The organism is Streptomyces sp. LaPpAH-108 (assembly GCF_000373625.1).
Lineage (GTDB): Bacteria > Actinomycetota > Actinomycetes > Streptomycetales > Streptomycetaceae > Streptomyces.
Genome location: NZ_KB891997.1, coordinates 306,551 through 327,776, shown reverse-complemented (window position 1 = coordinate 327,776; position 21,226 = coordinate 306,551). Strand labels below are relative to the sequence as shown.

Genomic DNA, 21,226 nt, shown 5'->3' with positions numbered 1-21,226 from the left:
GCTCATGCGCACCGCAGGTGACGGGCCGAGCGGGGCCCGCGCGGGACTCGTCGGCGGGCCCGGCTCCGCCGTCCCGGCCAAAGGCCCCACCGAGGCCGATCGCGTCCGGCGGGCCCGTGCGCCGACGCGGACGGAAACACCGGTCCCGACCGAGGCGGGACACGGTCGCGCTGACCGGCGCGAGCCGGGGGTCGGGCCGGGGCTCCCGGACCGACCCCGGTCAGGCCGCCGACGAGGCGCGCCCGCGTCGACCGCTTCGCGGCCCCTCGCACCACTGGAGGCAGCGGGCCGTGCCGCACTCGCCCTGGACGGGACACCGCCGGGCCGGAACGAGCGAACCAGGACCAGGTCCGGCGGGCCGCTCGACCGGGACGAGGCAGGCCCAAGTCACCTACAGCAGGCCCGAGTTGACCTCGCTCCCCCGCTGGAGGCGACGGACAAGCCCGACCATCCCCACCCGTCAAGCCGCCGGAGGCGCAGGCGTGCGTGGTGGGGTCGGGTCCAGATACACCCGCTTCACCGCCGGGATCAGCGTGCGCAGGCGCGTCTCCGCCTCCTCGCAGGCCCATTCGATCTGGCTGGAGGTGGAGACGTCGCGGAAGTCGATCTTGGCGGCGATGAGGATCTCGCCGGGGCCCTGCACCAGGGTCGTCAGCTCCAGGACCTCCTGGACGGCGTCGACGGAGAGCAGTTCGCGGCGTACCGCGTCCCGCATCGGTTTGGGCAGGGCGCGGCCGACGAGGAGTTCGGTGTTGGCGCGGCCGAGGACCCAGGCCACGATGATCAGCAGCACACCGATGAGGATCGAGGCGATGCCGTCCCACACGCCGGAGCCGGTGAGCTGGCCGCCGAGCAGGCCGAGCGCGGCGAGGACGAGGCCGATGAGCGCGGCGGAGTCCTCCATGACGACCGCCTTCACGGCCGTGTCGGGGGTGTGCTGGAGGTAGCGCAGGATGGGCACGCGGAAGTGCTCGGCGCGGCCGGTGGCCTGCCGCAGACCGGTGCGCAGGGACAGCCCCTCCAGGACGAAGGCGACCGCGAGCACGATGTACGAGATCAGCGGGTTGCCCGGCTTCTCGCCGTGGGTGAGGGCGTGGATGCCGTCGTAGAGGGCGAAGACGCCACCGCCGACGAAGGTGGCGACGGAGGCGAGCAGCGCCCAGATGTACCGCTCGGGACCGTAGCCGAGGGGATGGTCCTCGTCGGCCGGTTTCCGGCTGCGCTTGAGGGCGACGAACAGCAGCCCCTCGGTGACGGTGTCGGCGGCCGAGTGCCCGGCCTCGGCCAGCATCGCGCTGGAGCCGCTGAGGACACCGGCGACGGCCTTGGCGAGCGCGACGCCGAGGTTGGCGGCGGCGGCCACCAGCACCGTGAAGGTCGATCCGCCCGCGCCCGGACCCGCCGCCGAGCCCACCCGGGCGTCCAGATAGGGGCCCTTGCGGGCGTTCGTCCCGGGTTCCTGCTCGGGTTCACCCTGTTCGCTCATAGCCGGACAGTAATCCCCTTCGGTGCGGGAAGTCCCGGCGTGGCACGCACGCGCGGGTGCGGCCCGTACGGGACGGTCCGGGCCGGTGCTCGCCGCCCAGTCTCGGCGGCCGTCGGCACCCCGGCCAGCGCTGCCGTCCGTCCGGGCGAAAGGCGTACCCGCCCAGGTCCGCGCCCGTTTCCCCGGCGGCCCGGCGCGGAAGACCTTGCCCGCACCGCCACCCGGCCCTCGCCCGGGACACGACTGCCGGGACATGCCCAGGACACGCCCAGGACAAGGGGACGCGCAGATGCAGGGGTTCTCCCGCGAACCGGGGACGCACGGGCCGGTCACCGAGGTGCCGCCCGAGGGGATGCGGAAGATCTACCGGTGGGCGGCGATGATCGCCGTCGGCGGTTTCCTCTTCGGCTACGACACCGGGGTCGTCTCCGGCGCGCTGCTGTTCATCACCGACGACTTCCGCCTCTCCCCCACCGAACAGGGCACGATCGTCAGCGTCCTGCTGATCGGCGCGATGGTGGGCGCGCTGTGCGCGGGCCGCCTCGCCGACGCGCTCGGGCGGCGCAGGGCGGTCGCCCTGGAGGGCGCGGTCTTCCTGGTGGGTACGGCGATCGCGGCGACGGCGCCCGCCTACTGGACGCTGCTGATCGGCCGGGTCGTGCTCGGTCTGGCGGTGGGCGCGGCCTCGGCGACCGTCCCGGTGTACCTCTCGGAGATCTCCCCCACCCGCGTCCGGGGCCGGGTGCTCAGCGCCAACCAGCTCATGATCACGACCGGCATCCTGGTGTCGTACCTGGTGGACCTGGCGTTCGCGTCCAGTCGCGACTGGCGGCTGATGTTCGCGCTGGGCGCGGTCCCGGCGACCGTGCTGACCCTGTGCTGTCTGCTGGTGGTGCCGGAGTCGCTGCCGTGGCTGGTGCGCCGGGGCCGCTGGCGGCAGGCGCGCGAGGTGCTGGGCCGGGTGCTGCCGCCGGAGGAGGCGTCGCGGGTGGTGGCCCGGCTGCGCAACGAGGTGCCGGGGCCGCGCCGCAAGCCGGGCGAGGAGCCGGAGCGCCCGGTGGGCTGGCGCACCCTGCTCACTCCGGGGGTGCGCCCCGCGCTGGTCGTGGGCCTGGCGATGGCCGTGATCCAGCAGTTCGGCGGCATCAACACGATCATCTACTACGCCCCGACGATCATCGAGAAGACCGGTCTGAGCGCCTCGAACTCGATCTTCTACTCGGTGTTCATCGGCGTGATCAACCTGGTGATGACGATCCTGGCCACCAAGCTGATCGACCGCACGGGCCGCCGCACCCTGCTGCTCGTCTCGCTCGCCGGGATGGCGCTCCTGGTCGCGCTGCTGGGCCTCAGCTTCATCGCGGGCTGGAACTCCGAGCTGTCCCTGGTGTGCATGATCCTGTACATCGCCGCGTACGCGGGCGGCCTGGGGCCGATCTTCTGGGTGCTGGTCGGCGAGGTGTTCCCGCCCCGGGTGCGCGCGCTGGGCTCCAGCACGGCGACGACGGCCAACTGGATCTCCAACTTCGTCGTCAGCCAGGCGTTCCTGCCCGTGGCCGCCGCCATCGGTCAGGGTCAGACCTTCCTGGTCTTCGCGGTGATCTGCTTCCTGGGCCTGCTGTTCGTGGCCCGCTTCGTCCCGGAGACCAAGGACCGCACGTACGAGGAGGTCGACGCCGCTCTCCAGGCCCGCTTCAGCCACCCGGGCGGTGGCCACGGCGAGGCGAGGGAACCGGCGCGGCGGAGGTGAGGGAGAGCGCGGGGACGCGGGAGCGGCCGGGGCGGAGAACGCGGCCGGGCCCGGGTGCCGTCCCCCGAAGGAGTGGCACCCGGGCCCGTTCGTCCCGGCCGGTGTCAGCTCTGGGGACGCTTGCCGTGGTTCGCCGCGTTGCCGCGGCGGGCCTTCTTCTTACGGCGGCGCTTCGAGGACATGGGATACCTCCTGCGGCTCTCGACGGCTCGGTCCGCCGCACGGCGGACTCGCCACCGCGCGACGCGTCCGGACACCGTACATGCCGTCCCCGTGCCAGGCCACCGCTCACCGGCCGAGTCGCGTACGAGGTCGGAGGCGCGGACGATTGCGGGGAAGGATCGCGTCCACGGTGAGGAGCGGGAGCCCATGCCCGGTTCGTGGGAAGCCGATGCTCTGGTGATCTTCGGGGTGACCGGGGACCTCGCGCAGAAGATGACGTTCCCCGCGCTGTACCGCCTGGAGCGGCGCGGGCTGCTCGACTGCCCGGTGATCGGCATGGCGGGCCGGGAGCTGACGGACGAGCAGCTGGTGGAGCGGGCCCGCGAGGCGGTGGAGGCGGCCGAACCGTCCGTCAACGAGGCCGTCTTCGACCGGCTGGCGAGCCGGCTCAGCTACCTTCACGGCGATCTCCAGGGCCCCGAGCCCTACCGCCGTCTCGCCGACCGGCTCGGCAGCCGCAGGCGCCCGCTGTTCTATCTGGAGACGCCGCCCTCGCTGTTCACGCCGATCGTGGACCAGCTGGCCGCCGCACGGCTGCTCGGTCAGGCGCGGGTGGCGCTGGAGAAGCCCTTCGGGCACGGTCTCGCCTCGGCCCGGGCGCTGAACCGGCAGCTCACCCAGGTCCTCGACGAGGGGCAGATCCTGCGCGTGGACCACTTCCTGGGCAAGGAACCCGTCATCGAGCTGGAGTATCTGCGGTTCGCGAACTCGGCGCTGGCCGAGGTGTGGCACCGCGACAGCGTGGCGGCCGTGCAGATCACCCTGGCCGAGGAGTTCGGGGTGGAGCAGCGTGGCCGCTTCTACGACGACGTGGGCGCGGTGCGGGACGTGGTGCAGAACCATCTGCTGCTCGTCCTGGCGCTGGTGGGGATGGACCCGCCGGTCGGCTCCAGCGCGGCCGACCTGTGGGCCAAGCGGGTCGAGGTGCTGCGCGCGATGCCGGCGGCCGACGCCCACGACTGCGTGCTCGGCCAGTACACCGGCTACCAGGAGATCTCCGGGGTGGCGCCGGGGTCGACGACCGAGACGTACGCCGCGCTCCGGCTCGGCATCGACAACTGGCGCTGGGCGGGGGTGCCGGTCCTCATCCGGGCGGGCAAGCGGCTGCCGGTCAGGGTGACCGAGGTGCGGCTGATCCTGCGCGAGCCGCCCACGCTGAACTTCCTGCCCGATCCGTGCCGGGTCGCCGGGAACCAGATCGTGCTGCGCATCGACCCCGAGGCCGGGATGCGGCTGCAGCTGTCCGCGCTGGACGAGAACTCCGCGTGGCGCATGGTCCCGCTGGACAACATCTTCGCCCGCGAACTGGGCGCGCCCCTCGCGCCGTACGAGCGGCTGCTGTACGCCGCGCTGACCGGCGACGACCGCTACTTCGCGCCGCAGGACGTGGTGGAGCAGTGCTGGCGCATCGTGCAGCCGCTGCTCACCTACCCCCCGCCGGTGCATCCCTACCCGCCCGGCTCGTGGGGCCCGCCGCAGGCCGACGCGCTGGTGGCGGGCGGGGTGCCCTGGCAGCGGCCGTGGGTGCCGGACCACCCGGCGGGCCCGGCGGACCCGGCGGACCGGTGAGGCCCGCCGACTGGCAGGCGACTTGACGGCCCACCTAAGGTTTCTCCTGTCCAGCCAGTAGGCCAGTACCACCTCAGGAGCAGGGATGACCGGTGACCCCGAGCCCATCAGCGCCGACGCACGTCACGCGCTCGAACAGGAGCTGGCCGACCTGCGCGAGGAGCGCGCGCTGGTGGCCTCGACGCTGAAGGACCCCGAGGAGGTGGGCGACCGCGCCGACCAGGCCGACGAGTTGCAGCGCGCCGACCAGTTGCGCCGCCTCGACGGCCGCATCGAGGACGTGACCGTACGGCTGAAGCAGTCGGAGCTGGCCGGTCCGCCGCCCGAGGGCGTGGTGGGCGTCGGGACGACCGTGACCATCCGGTTCTCGGACGACACGACGCAGACGCTGCACATCGGCGAGATCGCCGACTCGCGCGACGAGAGCCTGGTGACGTCCGACAGCCCGCTGGGCCAGGCGCTGCTCGGTCACCGCGCGGGCGACACCGTGTCGTACGACGCGCCGGACGGCAAGGCGACGGCGGTCGTGGTCTCACTCGGCACGCCGGGCGAGCAGGGCTGACGGCCCTCGGGGCGGGCCCCGCCCACTGTCACACGCTTCACGTAGACTCTCCCTGAATGCCCGAATCTCTCGGGGAGAGCCGGGAAGTGATGCCTTGGCAGGCCACGCGTACGACGGGTGGGGCCGCCCCGGTCCGGGCGAGGCGGTGTCCTCCCTCGCCCGTCTCTACCGCGCGCTGCACGCCCGTCCGGAACCCGCCTTCGAGGAGCACCGCACCGCCGCCGAGATCGCGGAGCGCTGCTCCCGGCTGGGGTACGCGGTCACCGACGGCGTCGGCCGCACCGGAGTCGTCGCGACGCTCGCCAATGGGCCTGGGCCCACGGTCCTGCTGACGGCGGGTCTGGACGCGCCGCAGATCACCGAACTCACCGGCCTGCCCTGGTCCTCGGTCCACGACGGCGTGATGCACGCGCACGGCCACGACATGCACATGGTGTGTCTGCTGGGCGCCATGCGCGCCCTCACCGCGGGACGGGCCCGCTGGCGCGGCCGACTGCTCTGTCTGTTCCAGCCCGCGACGGAGACCGGCCGGGGTGCCCAGGCGCTGCTCGGCGACGGGCTCTACGAACGCTTCGGACGGCCCGCCGCCGCCCTCGGCCAGCGGCTGTCCGCGCTGCCGCCGGGCACGCTCGGCTGCCGTCCCGGCCAGCGTTTCGCGGCCTCGGACATCCTCAGCGCGACCGTCTACGGAACCGGCCCCGATTCCACGCCCACCGCGCTCGCCACCGCCATCGCGCGGCGCCTGCGCGGCATTCCCGACGGAATTCCGGACCCGGAAATCGCCCAGGTCGGCGCGGGCGTTTTCGCGATACTTCCCGAATCCCTGTACACCGGGGCCGACCGGGATTCCGGAGCGCGCGGCCGGGCGCACATCCTGATAAACGCGCGCACATTCCAGGAGAGCGTCCGCACCCGGGTATTGAGCGCGATCGTACGGGCCATTCATCTGGAGGCGCTTTCCGCCGGGACGGACCGGGCCCCGGAGATCCGGCAGGTCCGTTCCCTGCCGGGAATGGGGAACGATCCCCTCGTGACCGCGCGGACGCTCAGGGCGTTCGCCGCGCGCGGCATGGACGTGGTGCGGCCAGAGCGGTGCGCGGAGAACATCGCCATGGGCCAGGTGCTGGCCGCCACCGACACCCCTGCCTGTTTCTGGCTGCTGGGCGGCGGGCTCGTCATGCCGGACGCGTCGCCGGACGGCGCCGGGGCACCGGCCCTGTTCTGTGCGCCCGCCCTGATCGAGCCGACGATCACCACCGGGGTCCGCGCGCTCACGGCCGCCGCGACGAGGTGTCTCGGGGCGGCGGCCTGAGAGCCGGAGAAAGGGTGCGGCTCAGTCGTCGTAGTCGGACGGCGGGAAGGGGTCGCGTTCCTTGCGGGTCACGTCGCCGGTCTCGATCTCGCCCCGGTCCACCTGGCGGTCGATCTCGGTGCGCTCCTGCTCGTAGACGCGCTCGGGGCTCTCCGGCTCGCGGACGGGCAGGCCCACGTCGCGCTCGTCCTCGCGGGTGCGCTCCTCGAGGCGCTCCTCGTCGGGACGGCGGGGCATCCCGCGCCCGTGGTCGCGGTCGGGGTTGCCCTCGACTTCCTTGTTCGTCTTGTGGTGGTGCGCCATCGGTGCTCCCTCGATGAGAGCCCGGGCGCCGGTCACGCCCGGGCAGCGCCTGCCGGGCCCGCCGCGCGAGGGGCGGGCCCGGGGCGGTCAGTCCTTCTTCGACTCCTCGTGCTCGGTGTCCTTGTGGTCCTTCTTGCGCCCGCCGGAAGCGGTCTTCTTGGCGGCCGGTTCGGCGTCCTTCTTCGCCTTGCCGCCCTTCGCCTCCGTCTTCTTCCCGGTGTGCTTGCCCTTGTCGTCCTTGTCGCCCTCGTGCTCGGCGCCTTCCTTGCGCACCGAGAAGTGGATCGAGTCGTCCCGGACGTCGGCGACGATCGTGTCGCCCGGCTCCGCCTCACCGCTGAGCAGCAGCTCGGCGATGCGGTTGTCCAGCTCCGACTGGATCGTGCGGCGCAGCGGCCGGGCGCCGAACTCCGGCTGGTGGCCGTGGGCGATCAGCAGCTTCTTGGCGGCCTCGGTGACCTCCAGGTGCAGGCCCTGCGCCTCCACCCGGCGGCGGGTCTGCGCCAGCAGGTGGTCGACGATCTGCGAGAGGTCCGTCTCGGAGAGGCTGTGGAAGATGATGATGTCGTCGATCCGGTTCAGGAACTCCGGCAGGAACCGGCCGCGTAGCTCCTCCAGCAGGTCGTCCTTGATCTCGGACACGTCGCCCTGGTGCGCCAGGATCAGATGGGCGCCGATGTTCGACGTCATGATGATGACCGTGTGCCGGAAGTCCACGGTGCGGCCCTGGCCGTCGGTCAGGCGGCCGTCGTCCAGGATCTGCAGCAGGGTGCTGAAGACATCCGGGTGGGCCTTCTCGATCTCGTCGAAGAGCACCACGCTGTACGGCTGGCGGCGGACCTTCTCGGTGAGCTGTCCGGCCTCCTCGTAGCCGACGTAGCCGGGAGGCGCGCCGACCAGGCGGGCGACGGTGTGCTTCTCCTGGAACTCGCTCATGTCGAAGCGGATCATGCGGTCCTCGTCGCCGAACAGCAGCTCGGCGAGGGCCTTGGCCAGCTCGGTCTTGCCGACACCGGTGGGGCCGAGGAAGAGGAACGAGCCGACCGGGCGGTTGGGGTCGCCCATGCCCGCGCGGTTGCGGCGCACCGCCTGGGAGACGGCGGTGACGGCCTCGTCCTGGCCGACGATCCGCGCGTGCATCTCCTCCTCCAGCTTGAGCAGCCGCTCCTTCTCGCTGGCGGTGAGCTGGGAGACGGGGATGCCGGTGCGGCGGGAGACGATGTCCGCGATGTCGTTCGGGGTGACGGTGACGACGCCCTCGCGGCGCTCCTCGATCCCGGCGAGTTCGGCCTCGACCTCGGCGATCTTGCCCTTGAGGTCGTTGGCCTTCTCGTAGTTCTGGCCCGAGACGGCCTCGTCCAGCTCGCGCTGGAGCTTGGCGATCTTGTCCTCGCGGCGGACGACCTCGGTGGAGCGGGCCGCGCTGCGCAGCCGGACCCGCGCACCGGCCTGGTCCATCAGGTCGATGGCCTTGTCGGGCAGGAAGCGGTCGGTGATGTACCGGTCGGACAGCCCGGCGCAGGCCTCCAGCGCGGAGTTCTCGAAGCGGACCTGGTGGTGGGCCTCGTAGGCGTCGCGCAGCCCTTCGAGGATCAGCACCGTCTCGGCGACGCTCGGCTCGGGCACCATGACCGGCTGGAAGCGGCGCTCCAGGGCGGCGTCCTTCTCGACGTACCTGCGGTACTCGTCGATGGTGGTCGCGCCCACCACGTGCAGCTCGCCGCGTGCGAGGGCGGGCTTGAGGATGTTGCCCGCGTCCATCGAGCCCTCGCCGGTGGCGCCCGCGCCGACGACGGTGTGCAGTTCGTCGATGAAGAGGATGATCTCGCCCTCGGACGCCTGGACGTCCTCGATGACCTTCTTCAGGCGCTCCTCGAACTGGCCCCGGTACTGCGCACCGGCCACCAGGCCCGACATGTCGAGGGCGACGACCCGCTTGTCCTTCAGCGTCTCGGGGACGTCCCCGATGACGATGCGCTGGGCAAGACCCTCCACGATGGCGGTCTTGCCGACACCGGGCTCGCCGATGAGGACCGGGTTGTTCTTGGAGCGGCGGGAAAGGATCTCGACCGTCTGCTCGATCTCGTCGGCGCGTCCGACCACCGGGTCGAGCTTGCCCTGCCTGGCCTCCTCGGTGAGGTCGCGGCCGAACTCGTCCAGCGTGCTGGTGGGTCCGCCGCCGGAGCGGCCCTGGTCCTGGCGCGCGGCCTGCTCGGTGCGGGACGCCAGCTTCCGGCCGTCGACGCCCTCGGCGGACAGCAGGCGCCCGGCGCCGGAGTCGGCGTCGTCCAGGAGGGCGGCGAGGATGTGCTCGGGGCCGATGTAGGAGACACCGGCCGCCTGGGACTGGGCGAAGGCGTCGGCGAGGGTGCGCTTGGCGGCGGGGGTCAGGCCCGGTTCGGCGGAGGGTGTGCCGGACTCGCTCGGCAGCACCTCGGCGATCGTCTGCGCGAGCTTGTCGGGGTTGACCCCGGCCTGGGCGAGCAGCCTGCGTGAGGGCTCCACCTTGGTGGCCGCCCAGAGCAGGTGCTGGGTGTCGAGGTCGGAGGTGCCGTCGTCCTCCGCGCGCTGCGCCGCCAGGTTGAGCAGTTCCTGCGAGGACTCGGTCAGGAGCCGGCCGATGGGCACGCGCTGGACTGCTGGAGGCGAGGACGCCGGCGACATGCCGAAGAACCGATTCAGCAGATCGCTGAATGGGTCGGACGAACCGAACGGTGAGCCGAACGACATCGACATGGCAGCTCCAGGTGCGCGACGGATCAGGTCTTCACTGAACCGCGATGTCCAGTGCGCCGCAACCGGAGCGGGGCGTGCTCCCGCAAGGGCTCCGAGGGGTTTTCCACACCGCTTGTCCCGACCTCTTCGCGGGGTTCCCGGAATGTTTTCTCCTCTCTTATGGACACGCCGTGCCGGGTGCTTGTGCGCGTGCGGTACGACGCGCTGAGAAACGGCAATTGTGCCTAGACTCGAAAACCGCAACGGCCGAGGACAGGAATCGGAGACAGGGCATGGACGAACGAGCGGACGTCGCCAAGACCGCGAGGTCGGCCTGGTGGGCCGGTCACGATCCCGTGGTGGAACTCCAGCAGCTGTGGGGCGAGGTCAGCCGCCTGGTGGAGCAGTCCGCGCAGCCGGAGAGCCCGGCACGGCACTGGATGCCACTGGTCGAGGAGGAGGACGCGGGCGACGCCTATCTGGTGCGCGCCGAACTCCCCGGCATCCCGCGCGAACAGGTCAGCGTCGAGGTGGACGGCCGCGAGCTGCACATCCACGGCGTGCTCGACGACACGGAGGGCACCAACGCGCTGCGCCGCAGGGCGGGCAGCTTCTCCTACGGCGTGCGCGTGCCCGGCGACGTGAACGTGGAGGGCGTACAGGCCGACCTCTCCGACGGCGTGCTGACGGTGCTGCTGCCCAAGACGGGTGCGAAGACCCGGCGGAACATCGAGATCGGCGGCTGACGGGCACGGTAGCTGACGGACACCACGGCTGGCGGCCACCGCGGCTGAAGGCCGCAGCACGGGCACGACACGGCGCGGCCGGTCCCGCCGTGGGGACCGGCCGCGCGCGCCTCGGGTCTACTGGGCCGAACCGGCCGGGACCACCCGCACGTTGACGTTCTTCATCAGCGGCTGGTCGCTCTGTGTGCTGTAGTCGCCGATGGCGCACAGCACGTTCATCTCCGGCATGTACCCGGCCGCGCACCCCTGCGGGATGTCGTACGGCACCGCCTTGTACCGGTACACGCTGCGGGTGCTGCCGTCCTTGGCGACGCTGGTGATGTCGACCTCGTCGAAGAGCTTGAGGCCGCGCTCGCTCATGTCGTCCTCGTTCATGAAGATGAGCGTGCGCAGGTTCTTGATGCCCCGGTAGCGGTCGTCGTCCGAGTAGATCGTGGTGTTCCACTGGTCGTGGGAGCGCATCGTGCCCAGCTTGAGCATCCCGGGCTTGGGCAGCACGTCGGGCAGCTCGGCCGCCGAGAACTCCGCGCGCTCGGAGGGGGTGCGGAAGACCAGCTCGCGGGCGGGCTGCTTGATGCGGAAGCCGAGCGGGAGGCGGACGCGGCGGTTGAAGTCCTCGAAGCCCTCCAGCGCCTTCGCCATGGTGTCGCGGATGCGGTCGTAGTCCTCGATGTACGACTCCCAGGGGGTGGCGCTGTCGGGGAGCGCGGCCCGGGCCATCCCGGCGATGATCGCGGGCTCGGAGAGCAGGTGCTCGGAGGCGGGGCGCTTCATGCCGCGCGAGAGGTGGACCATGCTCATCGCGTCCTCGACCGAGGTCGACTGCTCGCCGGCCGCCTGGCTGTCCTTCTCGGTGCGCCCGAGGCAGGGCAGGATGAGCGCCTGCTTGCCGTGGACCAGGTGGCTGCGGTTGAGCTTGGTGCTGACCTGGACGGTCAGCTCGCAGGTGCGCAGCGCGTCGAAGGTGTAGGCGCTGTCGGGCGCGGCGAGGGCGAAGTTGCCGCCCATGCCGACGAAGACCTTCACGTCGCCGGTGTGCATCGCCTCGATGGTGCCGACGGTGTCCAGGCCGTGCTCGCGGGGCGGGTCGATCCCGCAGGCGGTGGCGAGGCGGTCCAGGAAGTCCTTGGAGGGCCGGTGGTCGATGCCGCAGGTGCGGTTGCCCTGGACGTTGCTGTGGCCGCGCACCGGCGAGGGGCCCGCGCCCTCGCGGCCGAGGTTGCCGCGCAGCAGCAGGACGTTGACGATCTCGCGGACGGTGTCCACGCCGTGCTCGTGCTGGGTGACGCCGAGGCACCAGCTGAAGATGGAGCGGTCGGCGTCGCAGTAGACGCGCGCGGCCTGCTCGACCTGGGCCTGGGTGAGACCGCTCTGCTCCTCGATCTCCTTCCAGGTGGTGGCCTCCACGAGCGCCCGGTACGCCTCGAAGCCCACGGTGTGCCGCTCGATGAACTCGCGGTCCAGCGCCTTGGGATCGGTCTCCGACTCGGCGAGGATCGCCTTGGCCATGCCGCGCAGCAGCGCCATGTCGCCGCCGATGCGCGGCTGGAGGTTGAGCGTGCTGGTGGGGGTGGACTTGAACAGCGCCATGTCCACGAAGTCGTGCGGGATGATCGTGCGCCGGGCGGCGGCCTCGACGAGCGGGTTGATGTGCACGACCTGCGCGCCGCGTTTGTACGCCTCGGCCAGCGAGGTGAGCATCCGGGGCGCGTTGGAGGCCGCGTTGACGCCGAGGATGAACAGGGCGTCGGTGACCTCCCAGTCCTTGAGGTCGGCGGTGCCCTTGCCGGTGCCGAGGGCGGCCTGCAGGGCGCGGCCACTGGCCTCGTGGCACATGTTGGAGCAGTCGGGCAGGTTGTTGGTGCCCAGCTCACGGGCCATCAGCTGGTAGAGGAAGGTGGCTTCGTTGCCGAGCCGTCCGGAGGTGTAGTACGCGGCCTGGTTCGGGTTGTCGAGGCCGCGCAGGGTGCGGCCGACGAGGTCGAATGCTTCCTGCCAGGAGACGGGGACGTAGGTGTCGGTGTCCGCGTCGTAGCGCATCGGGTGCGTCAGGCGGCCCTGGTCCTCCAGGGCGGCGTCGCTCCATGTGGCCAGCTCGGAGACGGTGTGCGCGGCGAAGAAGCCGGGGTCCACCCGCTTGCGGGTCATCTCCCAGGTGACGTGCTTGATGCCGTTCTCGCAGATGTCGAGCTTGAGGCCCTTGAGGTCGTCCGGCCAGGCGCAGCCGGGGCAGTCGAAGCCCTTGTCCTCGTGGTTCATCTTGCGTATGGCCCGGGGGCCGTCGACGAACTCGCCCTCGCGTATCACGAAGCGCGACACGCTCTTCGCGGCACCCCAGCCTGCCGCCGGGTGGTGGTAGGGGTGGAACTCCGGAGAGCGCGTCTCTTCGTCGCTTGCGGTCCGTCCCGACGTGTCTTGGGTCATGGCAACTCCCTGTGCTCCGGGTCAACTCGCAGCGCGTGCGGGGCGCGAGTGTGCCCAGCCTAGGTCACGGTTTCGCGGGGGAACCCGGATCGCCGGACCCCGCAAGGGAGATGGGACAGCGCTGGCGGGAAAGCCTTGGCAAAGAAGGGCTGTTGGGATCGTCAGGCGCGGGCCGGGCGCACACCGCCGCTCCGACTCGGCGGTGCGCGGGGCCCCTTGGGTTACGGCGCGGAGGTGTGCGCGCCGTCCTTCGGCTTGGGCGCGGGCGGCGGGTCCGCGAGGAAGTCCGCCGTGGGCACGTGGAAGAGGGTGCCGGTGACGGCCGTCGAGTAGTTCAGGATCCGGTCGTGCAGGCCCGGTTCGCGGCCCAGGAACATGTTCCGCAGCATCCGCTCGGTGACCTCGGGGGTGCGGGCGTACCCGATGAAGTACGTGCCGTACTCGCGGTCGCCGATGTGTCCGAACGGCATGTTCTCGCGCACGATCTTCAGTTCGCGGCCGTCCGGTCCGGTGATGGTGTTCACCACGACGTGCGAGTCGGGTGCCTTCACGTCGTCAGGGAACTCGATGTTCTCCAGCTTGGAGCGGCCGATGGTCGCCTCCTGCTGCTCCAGCGAGGTGCCCTGCCAGGCGTCCATGTCGTGCAGGTACTTCTGCACGATGACATAGCTGCCGCCGGTGAACTCCGGGTCCTCGTCGCCGATGTGGACCGATTCGGCGGCGAGCTGCCCCTCCGGGTTGGCGCTGCCGTCGACGAAGCCGAGGAGGTCGCGGTCGTCGAAGAACTTGAAGCCGTGCACCTCGTCCACGATCGTGGCCGCGCCCTTGAGGCGTTCCCCGAACTGCCGGGCCAGCTCGAACACCACGTCCATGCGGCGTCCGCGCACATGGAAGAGCAGGTCGCCGGGGGTGGAGGGCGCGTGGTGGCGCTCCCCTTTCAGCTCGACGAACGGGTGCAGTGCGGCCGGGCGCGGCCCGCTGAACAAGCGGTCCCATACGTCCGAGCCGATGCCGACGACGCAGCTCAGCTCCGCGTCGGGCACGCGGTAGGCGGTGGAACGCCGTATGGAGGCCACGTCTCCGAGCAGTTCCCGGACCTGTTCCTCTCCGCCCGGGTCCACGGTGGCCACGAGAAACACGGCCGCCCTGGCCGGCGGGACGACTATCGGCTGCGTCTCGATCACGGAAAAACCTGCCTTCTCATCGCTTGTACGCAGCACGAACATAGACGCAGCCGGGTGGTTGGGGACACGTTCCGCCCGCAGCGGCCCCCGGTCAGGTGTCCGGGTGGGTGGGGCGGACGGGGCGCGCGGTGCGTCCGCGGCGCTCGCTCCGGAGCATCGAGTGGCTGAGGCGGCCCAGCAGGTCGTAGGCGCGTCGCTGGGCGGCGAGGACGGCGGCCGGGTCGACCCGGGTGGGCCGCAGTTCACCGCGTGCGGCCTCCTTCGCCTCGTACAGCTCGACCGAGGCGGCGGCCAGCTGGACCTGGGCGAAGCGGCGCTGGCCCGGGGTGCCGGACAGGGCACGCTGGGCGCGGTCGGCGGCGTACACGGAGGCGGCGAGCGCGTCGCGCAGGCGCTCGGCGGCGCGGCCGTGGACCAGGAGCAGGGCGCAGACCAGGCCGACGCTGATGCCGATGACGCTTCCGACGACCCGGTCGTGCAGCAGCCGCTCGGCGGAGACGGGCGAGAGCAGTTCGCTCAGCAGCAGCGCGAGCGGGGTCAGGAAGACGACGCCGAGGCCGTAGTTGCGGGCGACGACGTACTCCAGCAGGAACTCGAAGACGATGATCAGGCAGATGATGGCGAGCGAACTGGGGTGCATGACCAGGACGGCGCTGGTGATGAGCAGCCCGATCGCGGTGCCGAGGGTGCGCTGCACGGAGCGCTGGACGGTGCTCCAGACGTTGACCGAGTGCAGCACCGCGGCGGCGGAGATGGCGGCCCAGTAGCTGTGGCCGACGCCGAGGAACAGGGCGAGGCCGCCCGCCACGGCGGTGCCGACGGCGGTGCGGACGGCGGTCGGCAGCAGGGCGGCGGCCCGGCGGCGCCCGGGGCCGCCGCGTTTGGTCTCGACGCGGGTGCGCCGGTCGAGCGGTCGTGGCGCGTCCGTTCTCGGGGGGATGGGCGGCAGGGTGGCTGCCGCGCCCTCGGCAGGCGTGACGGCGTCGCCGCTGCGGGCGTGGGGCGAGCCGTCGAGCAGTTCCTCGGGCAGCGGCAGCAGGGTGTGCCAGCGGCGGTCGGCCAGGACGCGGGCCTGTTCGCGCAGCTGGCGGGCGACCTCGGCGTCCTCGGTGGAGTGCCGGGTGTCGTCGGTCAGCAGCGACCAGACGAAGTCGGCCGAGTACACGGGCCTGGCGGACTGGTCGGGCTCGCCGCCGCCGGACTCGTTGAGCGCGTGGTAGGCGCGCAGGGCCGCCGCGACGGCCTGGTGGCGGGCCTTGGCGGTCTCGGCGGGGCCTGCGGCGTCCAGGGCGCGGGCGAAGGCGTTCAGCGCGTCGGCGAGGGCCAGGCGCTGCAGCCGCTGGGGCTGGAGCGAGTTCGGCAGGCAGACCAGCCAGGCGACGGCGGCGCCGAGCGCGGCCAGCGCGGTGTGCGGAAGGACGTCGGCGAGGGTGGGGGTGCCCTCGGCGGTGACCGCGAAGGAGAGCAGGATCAGGACGGCGCCGAGGCCGCGCAGCCCGGCGTAGTCGCAGCCGAACTTGGCGAGTCCGGCGACCGCCGCCATCCCGGCGACGGCGGCCACGCCCTGGAACCAGGGGCCCGAGGGTCCGGCCCAGACGGCGAGGAGGGAGCCGAGTCCGACGGCGACGGTCATGACGGCGCCGACCAGCGCGAGCATCCAGAGTCTGCGGCGGCGGCTCATCGGCAGGCTGCGCTCGAAGGTGATGGTGAACGCGCCGAGGGCCGGGAAGAAGGCGAGCTGCGGGTGGCCGAGGAGCACCAGCGGCAGGGTCGGCAGCGCCATGGTGAGCGCGGCCCGCAGTGCGAAAGGAAGCGCTCCGCTCACCTTGGCCATGGCGAACGAACCCCGTGGGGAGAGAACACGGGTCAGTCCGGCGAACAGGGAAGAGGAGTTACCGCGATTCTTTCGCATGTCTTAATAACTCTAGCAAATCGGCGATCCGTCAGATCGCGCTGGTCCGATACTGCCGCTGAATTTCCGGACGGGCGAGAAACGCGTTCCCGGTCCGGCGACGTGTGAATTCCCCTACATCTTGTACGGGCCGCCGGGCCGCCCGTCGGGCCTGGTCACGGGCGGCGGGACCGGCTCGGGAGCGGTCCGGACGGGTGCCCGGGGCGCGCGGCCCCGTGAGCGCCGATTGGCATTTCGCGGAGCATTCCGGTACACCCATTGCGTGCTGTTTCGCCAACTCGAGTACCTCGTGTCCCTCTCGCGGGAGCACCATTTCGCCCGTGCCGCCCAAGCCTGTTCCGTCTCCCAGCCCGCCCTCTCCGAGGCGATCCGCAAGCTGGAGGACGAACTTGACGTCCCGCTGGTCAGGCGCGGGCGCAAGTACGAGGGCCTGACGCCGGAGGGCGAGCGCATCGTCGTGTGGGCGCAGCGCATCCTCGCCGACCGCGACGCCCTGCGCGACGAGGTCGGTGCCCTGCGCAGCGGTCTGAGCGGCCGGATGCGGATCGGTTCGGTGCCGACCGCGTCCGCCGCGGTGTCGCTGCTGACGGGGCCTTTCTGCACCGCGCATCCCCTGGTGACCGTGGAAGTGATAGCGGATCTGCAGTCGGAGGACATTCTCCGCCAGCTCCAGCATTTCGAGATCGACGCCGGAATCACTTATCTTCCGGAAGAGCTTTCGAGCCATTTCCACGCCTTTCCGCTCTACGAGGAGCGTTATGTCCTGCTGCTCACGGCGGCCGACGGGCTTGCCCATCAGGCGACGGCGACGTGGGCCGAGGCGGCGCGGCTGCCGCTGTGCCTGCTGAACGAGTCGATGCAAGGCCGCCAGATCCTGGACGGCGTCTTCGCCAAGGCCGGTGCCACCCCCTCGCCGCGCATCGAGACCGACTCGGTGGCCGCGCTGTTCTCGCATGTGCGCACGGGCCGCTGGGCCAGCGTGGTGCCGCACGCCTGGCTCCATGTGTTCGGCGTGCCGCACGGGATGCGCGCGGTGCCGCTGGTGGAGCCGGACTGGACGGTGCCGGTCGGCCTGGTGACCACGGCGCAGACCCCGGGGTCGGTGATGGCGCGGGCCCTGACGGAGGTCGCCCGGAGCACCGACGTCGCCGCCGCCCTGGAGCGGCTGCCCGGCACCGCGGTCTGACGCGGCGGGTACGGCGCCTCTCGGGGCGCCGTACCGGGGCGCGGGGTCAGGCGACGGGCTGGGGCTCCAGGCGCTCGGCGCCGGTGTAGACGTTCATCGAGTCGCCGCGCAGGAAGCCGACCAGGGTCACACCGCTCTCGGCGGCGAGGTCCGCGGCGAGCGAGGACGGCGCGGAGACGGCGGCGAGCATCGGGATGCCGGCCATGACCGCCTTCTGCACCAGCTCGAACGAGGCCCGGCCGCTGACCATCAGCACACAGCCGCGCAGCGGGAGCATCCCGGAGCGCAGGGCGTGCCCGACGACCTTGTCGACGGCGTTGTGGCGGCCCACGTCCTCGCGCAGGCACAGCAGCTCGCCGTCGGAGGAGAAGAGCCCGGCCGCGTGCAGTCCGCCGGTGCTGTCGAACACCTTCTGTGCGGCGCGCAGCTTCTCGGGCAGGGGCGCCAGCGTCTCGGGGCTCATGCGCAGCTCGTCGTCGGCGACGGACCAGGCGGCGACGGTGCGTACGGCGTCCAGGCTGGCCTTGCCGCACAGTCCGCAGGAGGACGTGGTGTAGAAGTTCCGCTCCAGGGAGGCGTCGGGGGCCTCCACGCCGGGGCCGAGGACGACATCGACCACGTTGTAGGTGTTGCTGCCGTCGTCGGTGGCGCCCAGGCAGTAGCGGATGCCCGCGACGTCGGTCTCCTTGTGCGCGACACCCTCGCTGACCAGGAATCCGGCGGCGAGGTCGAAGTCGTCGCCGGGGGTGCGCATGGTCACGGTGAGCGGGCGTCCGCCGACCCGGATCTCCATCGGCTCCTCAGCGGCGAGGGTGTCCGGGCGGTGCGTGGACGCGCCGTCGCGGATGCGGAGCACTCGACGCCGCACGGTCACTCGTCCCATGGTCTTGTTCCTCTCCTAGGCCCGGCGGCGGGGGTCTCGCGCCGGTGAGCTGGTTCGCTGGGCGGCCGGGGCGGGCCGCCGGTGGGGAGGGACGCGCCGGGCGACGGGGTCCGTGCGTCCCCGGTGGTCAGGGGGCGGTTCCTGCGGTGACGGCAGACAGCGGGGCTCTGAGAAATCCACTGTAGGTGACACCGCGGTACGGGGAGACGGCCGACGGCACGAGCCGTGGCGCGACGGGTGGGTGGTCGGGGTGCGCGTGTGCCCCGCGTGGGGCGTGGGGCACGGCTCAGCGGGGCGGTCGAGGCCGGGGGCGTACGGGTCCGGCGGGGCGGCCTGCCGGGCGGCCGGTGCCGGGGCGGCGGGGGTGCGGTCGCCGGAGCCGGGCGCGGGAGGGATCAGGGCTCAAGGGAATGACTCGTCGTCAGGCGGGGTGCCCCGGAGGTCGGGCGGGGTGTCCCGGAGGACGTGCGTGGTCCGGGGACATCCACGGATGGCCCGGGCCCGCCGGGGCTGCGGGTTCCGGGCCATCCGTGGCACTCCTCCGCCACCGGACCGTCGGTGGCGGAGGGGGCGCGCGTCGGCTCAGCCGGCGGCGCTGGTGGCACCCGCGGGGACGCGGGCGGGTTCGAGGCGGATCACGACGCCCTTGGAGGTGGGGCAGTTGCTGATGTCCGCGGTGCTGTCGAGCGGCACGAGGACGTTCGTCTCCGGGTAGTAGGCCGCGGCGGAGCCACGGCTGGCCGGGTAGGAGACGACCTTGAAGTTCTCCGCGCGGCGCTCCTTGTCGTGCCAGATGCTGACCAGGTCGACCATGTCGCCGTCCTCGAAGCCCAGCTCCTTGAGGTCGGCGGGGTTGACCATCACGACGCGGCGGGCGTTGTGGATGCCCCGGTAGCGGTCGTTGGGCGCGTACCAGATGGTGTTCCACTGGTCGTGCGAGCGCGTGGTCTGCAGCAGCAGGTGGCCGTCGGGGACGTGCGGCGCGTAGAAGTCGTTGGACCAGAAGACGGCCTTGCCGCTCGGGGTCGGGAACACGTCGCGGTTGACCGGGCTGCCCAGGTTGAAGCCGCCGGGCTGGCGGACCCGCTCGTTGAAGTTCTCGAAGCCGGGGACGACGCGGGAGATGTGGTCGCGGATGGTGTCGTTGTTCGCCTCCATCTCCTCCCACGCGATGTCCGGCTGGTCACCGAGGGTCTTGCGGGCGAGGCGGGCGATGATCGAGACCTCGCTGAGCAGGTGCTTGGAGGCCGGGGGCAGCTTGCCGTGCGAGCGGTGGACGTCGCTCATCGAGTCCTCGACGGTGATCCACTGCTCGACGCCGTTCTGGTAGTCGCGGTCGCTGCGGCCCAGGGTGGGCAGGATCAGCGCGTACTCGCCGCAGACGGTGTGGGAGCGGTTGAGCTTGGTCGAGATGTGCGCGGTCAGGCGGCAGGTGCGCATCGCCTGCTCGGTGTACTCGCTGTCGGGGGTCGCCCGGACGAAATTGCCGGCCACGCCGAGGAAGACCTTGGCCTTGCCCTCGTACATCGCCTTGATGCCCTGCACGGCGTCGTAGCCGTGGTGGCGGGGCGGCTCGAAGCGGAACTCGCGGCCGAGCGCGTCCAGGAACTCGTCGGACATCTGCTCCCAGACGCCCATGGTGCGGTCGCCCTGCACGTTGGAGTGGCCGCGGACGGGGCAGACGCCCGCGCCCGGCTTGCCGATGTTGCCGCGCAGCATCAGGAAGTTGGTGATCTCGCGGATCGTGGCCACGCCGTGCTTCTGCTGCGTCACGCCCATCGCCCAGCAGACGATGGCGCTCTTGCTCTTCATGACGCGGCGGTGGATCTCCTCGATCTCGGCCATGGTCAGGCCGGTCGCGGTGAGGATGTCGTCCCAGGAGATCTTGCGGACGTGCTCGGCGAACTCCTGGAAGTTGATGGAGTTCTTCTTGATCCAGGCGTGGTCGAGCACGGTGCCGGGCGCGGCGTCCTCGGCGTCGAGCAGGAGCTTGTTGAGGCCCTGGAAGAGGGCCATGTCGCCACCGGCGCGGATGTGCACGAACTGGTCGGCGATCGCGGTGCCGTTGCCGATGACGCCGCGGGCCTTCTGCGGGTGCTTGAAGCGGATCAGACCGGCCTCGGGCAGCGTGTTGACGGCGACGACGGAGCCGCCGTTGCGCTTGGTCTCCTCCAGCGCGGCGAGCATGCGCGGGTGGTTGGTGCCCGGGTTCTGGCCGACCAGGAAGATCAGGTCCGAGTGGTGGATGTCGTCAAGGGAGACGCTGCCCTTGCCGATGCCCAGCGACTGGCCAAGTCCCCAACCGGTGGACTCGTGGCACATGTTGGAGCAGTCCGGCAGGTTGTTGGTGCCGTAGGCGCGGGCGAAGAGCTGGAGGAGGAAGGCGGCCTCGTTGTTCAGGCGGCCCGAGACGTAGAACATCGCCTCGTCGGGGGAGGCCAGTGCGCGCAGTTCGCGGGCGAGCAGGGAAAGGGCCTCGTCCCAGCTGACCGGCTCGTAGTGGGTGGCGCCCGGGCGCTTGATCATGGGCTCGGTGAGGCGGCCCTGCTGGTTCAGCCAGTAGTCCGACTTCGAGTCCAGCTCGGCGATCGAGTACTGCTTGAAGAAGTCACGGGTGACGCGGCGCGAGGTGGCCTCGTCGTTGATGTGCTTGGCGCCGTTCTCGCAGTACTCGTTGAAGTGGCGCTTCTTGTCCTCGGGCCAGGCACAGCCCGGGCAGTCGATGCCGTCGATCTGGTTGATGTTCAGCAGCGTCAGCATGGTGCGCCGCGGGGACGTCTGGCTCAGGGAGTACTCGAGCGCGTGCGTCACGGCGGGAACACCGGTGGCCCACTTCTTGGGAGGCGTGACCGAAAGGTCGTCGATCGGGTCCTCGATGCTGCTGCTCATGGTGTGCTCTGCCTCTTTCTCACATACGCCTGTACAGGCGGGTTCCGGTCGGCGGGGAGATGACGCGCCGCCGTGCGGAGGCC

At 71.5% G+C, this 21,226-nt stretch carries 15 protein-coding genes; 6 read left to right on the top strand and 9 right to left on the bottom strand.

What is annotated here, in order from left to right:
- Window positions 1–460: 460 nt before the first annotated feature.
- On the bottom strand, window positions 461–1,486 hold the full coding sequence (locus B079_RS0125990; RefSeq protein WP_018548782.1) for a cation diffusion facilitator family transporter: 1,026 nt from the start codon (window positions 1,484–1,486) through the stop codon (window positions 461–463).
- A gap of 289 nt (window positions 1,487–1,775) precedes the next feature.
- Between B079_RS0125990 and B079_RS0125985 the strand changes: the two genes are divergently transcribed.
- A complete protein-coding gene (locus tag B079_RS0125985; protein ID WP_018548781.1) occupies window positions 1,776–3,236 on the top strand; it encodes a sugar porter family MFS transporter in 1,461 nt (486 codons plus the stop codon).
- A gap of 104 nt (window positions 3,237–3,340) precedes the next feature.
- On the opposite strand, the gene B079_RS36635 is transcribed toward B079_RS0125985, so the two are convergent.
- A complete protein-coding gene (locus B079_RS36635; protein ID WP_374100450.1) occupies window positions 3,341–3,418 on the bottom strand; it encodes a 50S ribosomal protein bL37 in 78 nt (25 codons plus the stop codon).
- A 187-nt stretch (window positions 3,419–3,605) separates the two neighbouring features.
- Here B079_RS36635 and B079_RS0125980 point away from each other — a divergent pair, with 187 nt between their 5' ends.
- The 3 genes from B079_RS0125980 to B079_RS0125970 all read left to right on the top strand — a co-directional run bounded on the left by B079_RS0125980 (window position 3,606) and on the right by B079_RS0125970 (window position 6,901).
- Window positions 3,606–5,027 (top strand): glucose-6-phosphate dehydrogenase, encoded by a 1,422-nt coding sequence (locus B079_RS0125980; protein ID WP_018548780.1) that lies wholly within the window; start codon window positions 3,606–3,608, stop codon window positions 5,025–5,027.
- An 85-nt stretch (window positions 5,028–5,112) separates the two neighbouring features.
- Entirely contained in the window at window positions 5,113–5,589 is a 477-nt protein-coding gene (locus tag B079_RS0125975; protein WP_018548779.1) for a GreA/GreB family elongation factor, read from the top strand.
- Window positions 5,590–5,683: 94 nt separating this feature from the next.
- Entirely contained in the window at window positions 5,684–6,901 is a 1,218-nt protein-coding gene (locus tag B079_RS0125970; protein WP_018548778.1) for a M20/M25/M40 family metallo-hydrolase, read from the top strand.
- Between the two features lie 21 nt (window positions 6,902–6,922).
- On the opposite strand, the gene B079_RS0125965 is transcribed toward B079_RS0125970, so the two are convergent.
- Together B079_RS0125965 and B079_RS0125960 are read right to left on the bottom strand one after the other, a co-directional pair.
- On the bottom strand, window positions 6,923–7,204 hold the full coding sequence (locus tag B079_RS0125965) for a hypothetical protein (protein WP_018548777.1): 282 nt from the start codon (window positions 7,202–7,204) through the stop codon (window positions 6,923–6,925).
- 87 nt (window positions 7,205–7,291) lie between these two features.
- Entirely contained in the window at window positions 7,292–9,940 is a 2,649-nt protein-coding gene (locus B079_RS0125960; RefSeq protein ID WP_018548776.1) for an ATP-dependent Clp protease ATP-binding subunit, read from the bottom strand.
- A gap of 272 nt (window positions 9,941–10,212) precedes the next feature.
- On the opposite strand from B079_RS0125960, the gene B079_RS32795 reads away from it, so the two are divergent.
- The gene (locus B079_RS32795; RefSeq protein WP_018548775.1) at window positions 10,213–10,665 is read left to right on the top strand and encodes an Hsp20/alpha crystallin family protein; all 453 of its coding nucleotides are present in this window, start codon (window positions 10,213–10,215) and stop codon (window positions 10,663–10,665) included.
- A gap of 117 nt (window positions 10,666–10,782) precedes the next feature.
- Here the strand turns inward: B079_RS32795 and B079_RS0125950 are convergent, their stop codons facing one another.
- From B079_RS0125950 to B079_RS32790, 3 genes are all read right to left on the bottom strand, one after another.
- Window positions 10,783–13,089, bottom strand: coding sequence for an FdhF/YdeP family oxidoreductase (locus B079_RS0125950; RefSeq protein ID WP_018548774.1), 2,307 nt, complete (start codon window positions 13,087–13,089; stop codon window positions 10,783–10,785).
- Between the two features lie 221 nt (window positions 13,090–13,310).
- The gene (locus B079_RS0125945; RefSeq protein WP_018548773.1) at window positions 13,311–14,273 is read right to left on the bottom strand and encodes a Dyp-type peroxidase; all 963 of its coding nucleotides are present in this window, start codon (window positions 14,271–14,273) and stop codon (window positions 13,311–13,313) included.
- 91 nt (window positions 14,274–14,364) lie between these two features.
- On the bottom strand, window positions 14,365–16,185 hold the full coding sequence (locus B079_RS32790; RefSeq protein ID WP_078496089.1) for an FUSC family protein: 1,821 nt from the start codon (window positions 16,183–16,185) through the stop codon (window positions 14,365–14,367).
- 262 nt (window positions 16,186–16,447) lie between these two features.
- Here B079_RS32790 and B079_RS0125935 point away from each other — a divergent pair, with 262 nt between their 5' ends.
- Window positions 16,448–17,371, top strand: coding sequence for a LysR family transcriptional regulator (locus B079_RS0125935; protein WP_018548771.1), 924 nt, complete (start codon window positions 16,448–16,450; stop codon window positions 17,369–17,371).
- A 46-nt stretch (window positions 17,372–17,417) separates the two neighbouring features.
- Here B079_RS0125935 and fdhD read toward each other — a convergent pair whose 3' ends face one another.
- Entirely contained in the window at window positions 17,418–18,254 is an 837-nt protein-coding gene (gene fdhD, locus B079_RS0125930) for a formate dehydrogenase accessory sulfurtransferase FdhD (RefSeq protein ID WP_026249087.1), read from the bottom strand.
- Between the two features lie 582 nt (window positions 18,255–18,836).
- Window positions 18,837–21,143 (bottom strand): FdhF/YdeP family oxidoreductase, encoded by a 2,307-nt coding sequence (locus B079_RS0125925; protein WP_018548769.1) that lies wholly within the window; start codon window positions 21,141–21,143, stop codon window positions 18,837–18,839.
- Window positions 21,144–21,226 lie beyond the last annotated feature (83 nt).

What these genes read in the sequence shown, in the direction of transcription:
- B079_RS0125990 (WP_018548782.1), bottom strand. Translation starts at nt 1,486, where the DNA reads ATGAGCGAACAGGGTGAACCCGAGCAGGAACCCGGGACGAACGCCCGC.
- B079_RS0125985 (WP_018548781.1), top strand. Translation starts at nt 1,776, where the DNA reads ATGCAGGGGTTCTCCCGCGAACCGGGGACGCACGGGCCGGTCACCGAG.
- B079_RS36635 (WP_374100450.1), bottom strand. Translation starts at nt 3,418, where the DNA reads ATGTCCTCGAAGCGCCGCCGTAAGAAGAAGGCCCGCCGCGGCAACGCG.
- B079_RS0125980 (WP_018548780.1), top strand. Translation starts at nt 3,606, where the DNA reads ATGCCCGGTTCGTGGGAAGCCGATGCTCTGGTGATCTTCGGGGTGACC.
- B079_RS0125975 (WP_018548779.1), top strand. Translation starts at nt 5,113, where the DNA reads ATGACCGGTGACCCCGAGCCCATCAGCGCCGACGCACGTCACGCGCTC.
- B079_RS0125965 (WP_018548777.1), bottom strand. Translation starts at nt 7,204, where the DNA reads ATGGCGCACCACCACAAGACGAACAAGGAAGTCGAGGGCAACCCCGAC.
- B079_RS0125960 (WP_018548776.1), bottom strand. Translation starts at nt 9,940, where the DNA reads ATGTCGATGTCGTTCGGCTCACCGTTCGGTTCGTCCGACCCATTCAGC.
- B079_RS32795 (WP_018548775.1), top strand. Translation starts at nt 10,213, where the DNA reads ATGGACGAACGAGCGGACGTCGCCAAGACCGCGAGGTCGGCCTGGTGG.
- B079_RS0125950 (WP_018548774.1), bottom strand. Translation starts at nt 13,089, where the DNA reads ATGACCCAAGACACGTCGGGACGGACCGCAAGCGACGAAGAGACGCGC.
- B079_RS32790 (WP_078496089.1), bottom strand. Translation starts at nt 16,185, where the DNA reads ATGCGAAAGAATCGCGGTAACTCCTCTTCCCTGTTCGCCGGACTGACC.
- fdhD (WP_026249087.1), bottom strand. Translation starts at nt 18,254, where the DNA reads ATGGGACGAGTGACCGTGCGGCGTCGAGTGCTCCGCATCCGCGACGGC.
- B079_RS0125925 (WP_018548769.1), bottom strand. Translation starts at nt 21,143, where the DNA reads ATGAGCAGCAGCATCGAGGACCCGATCGACGACCTTTCGGTCACGCCT.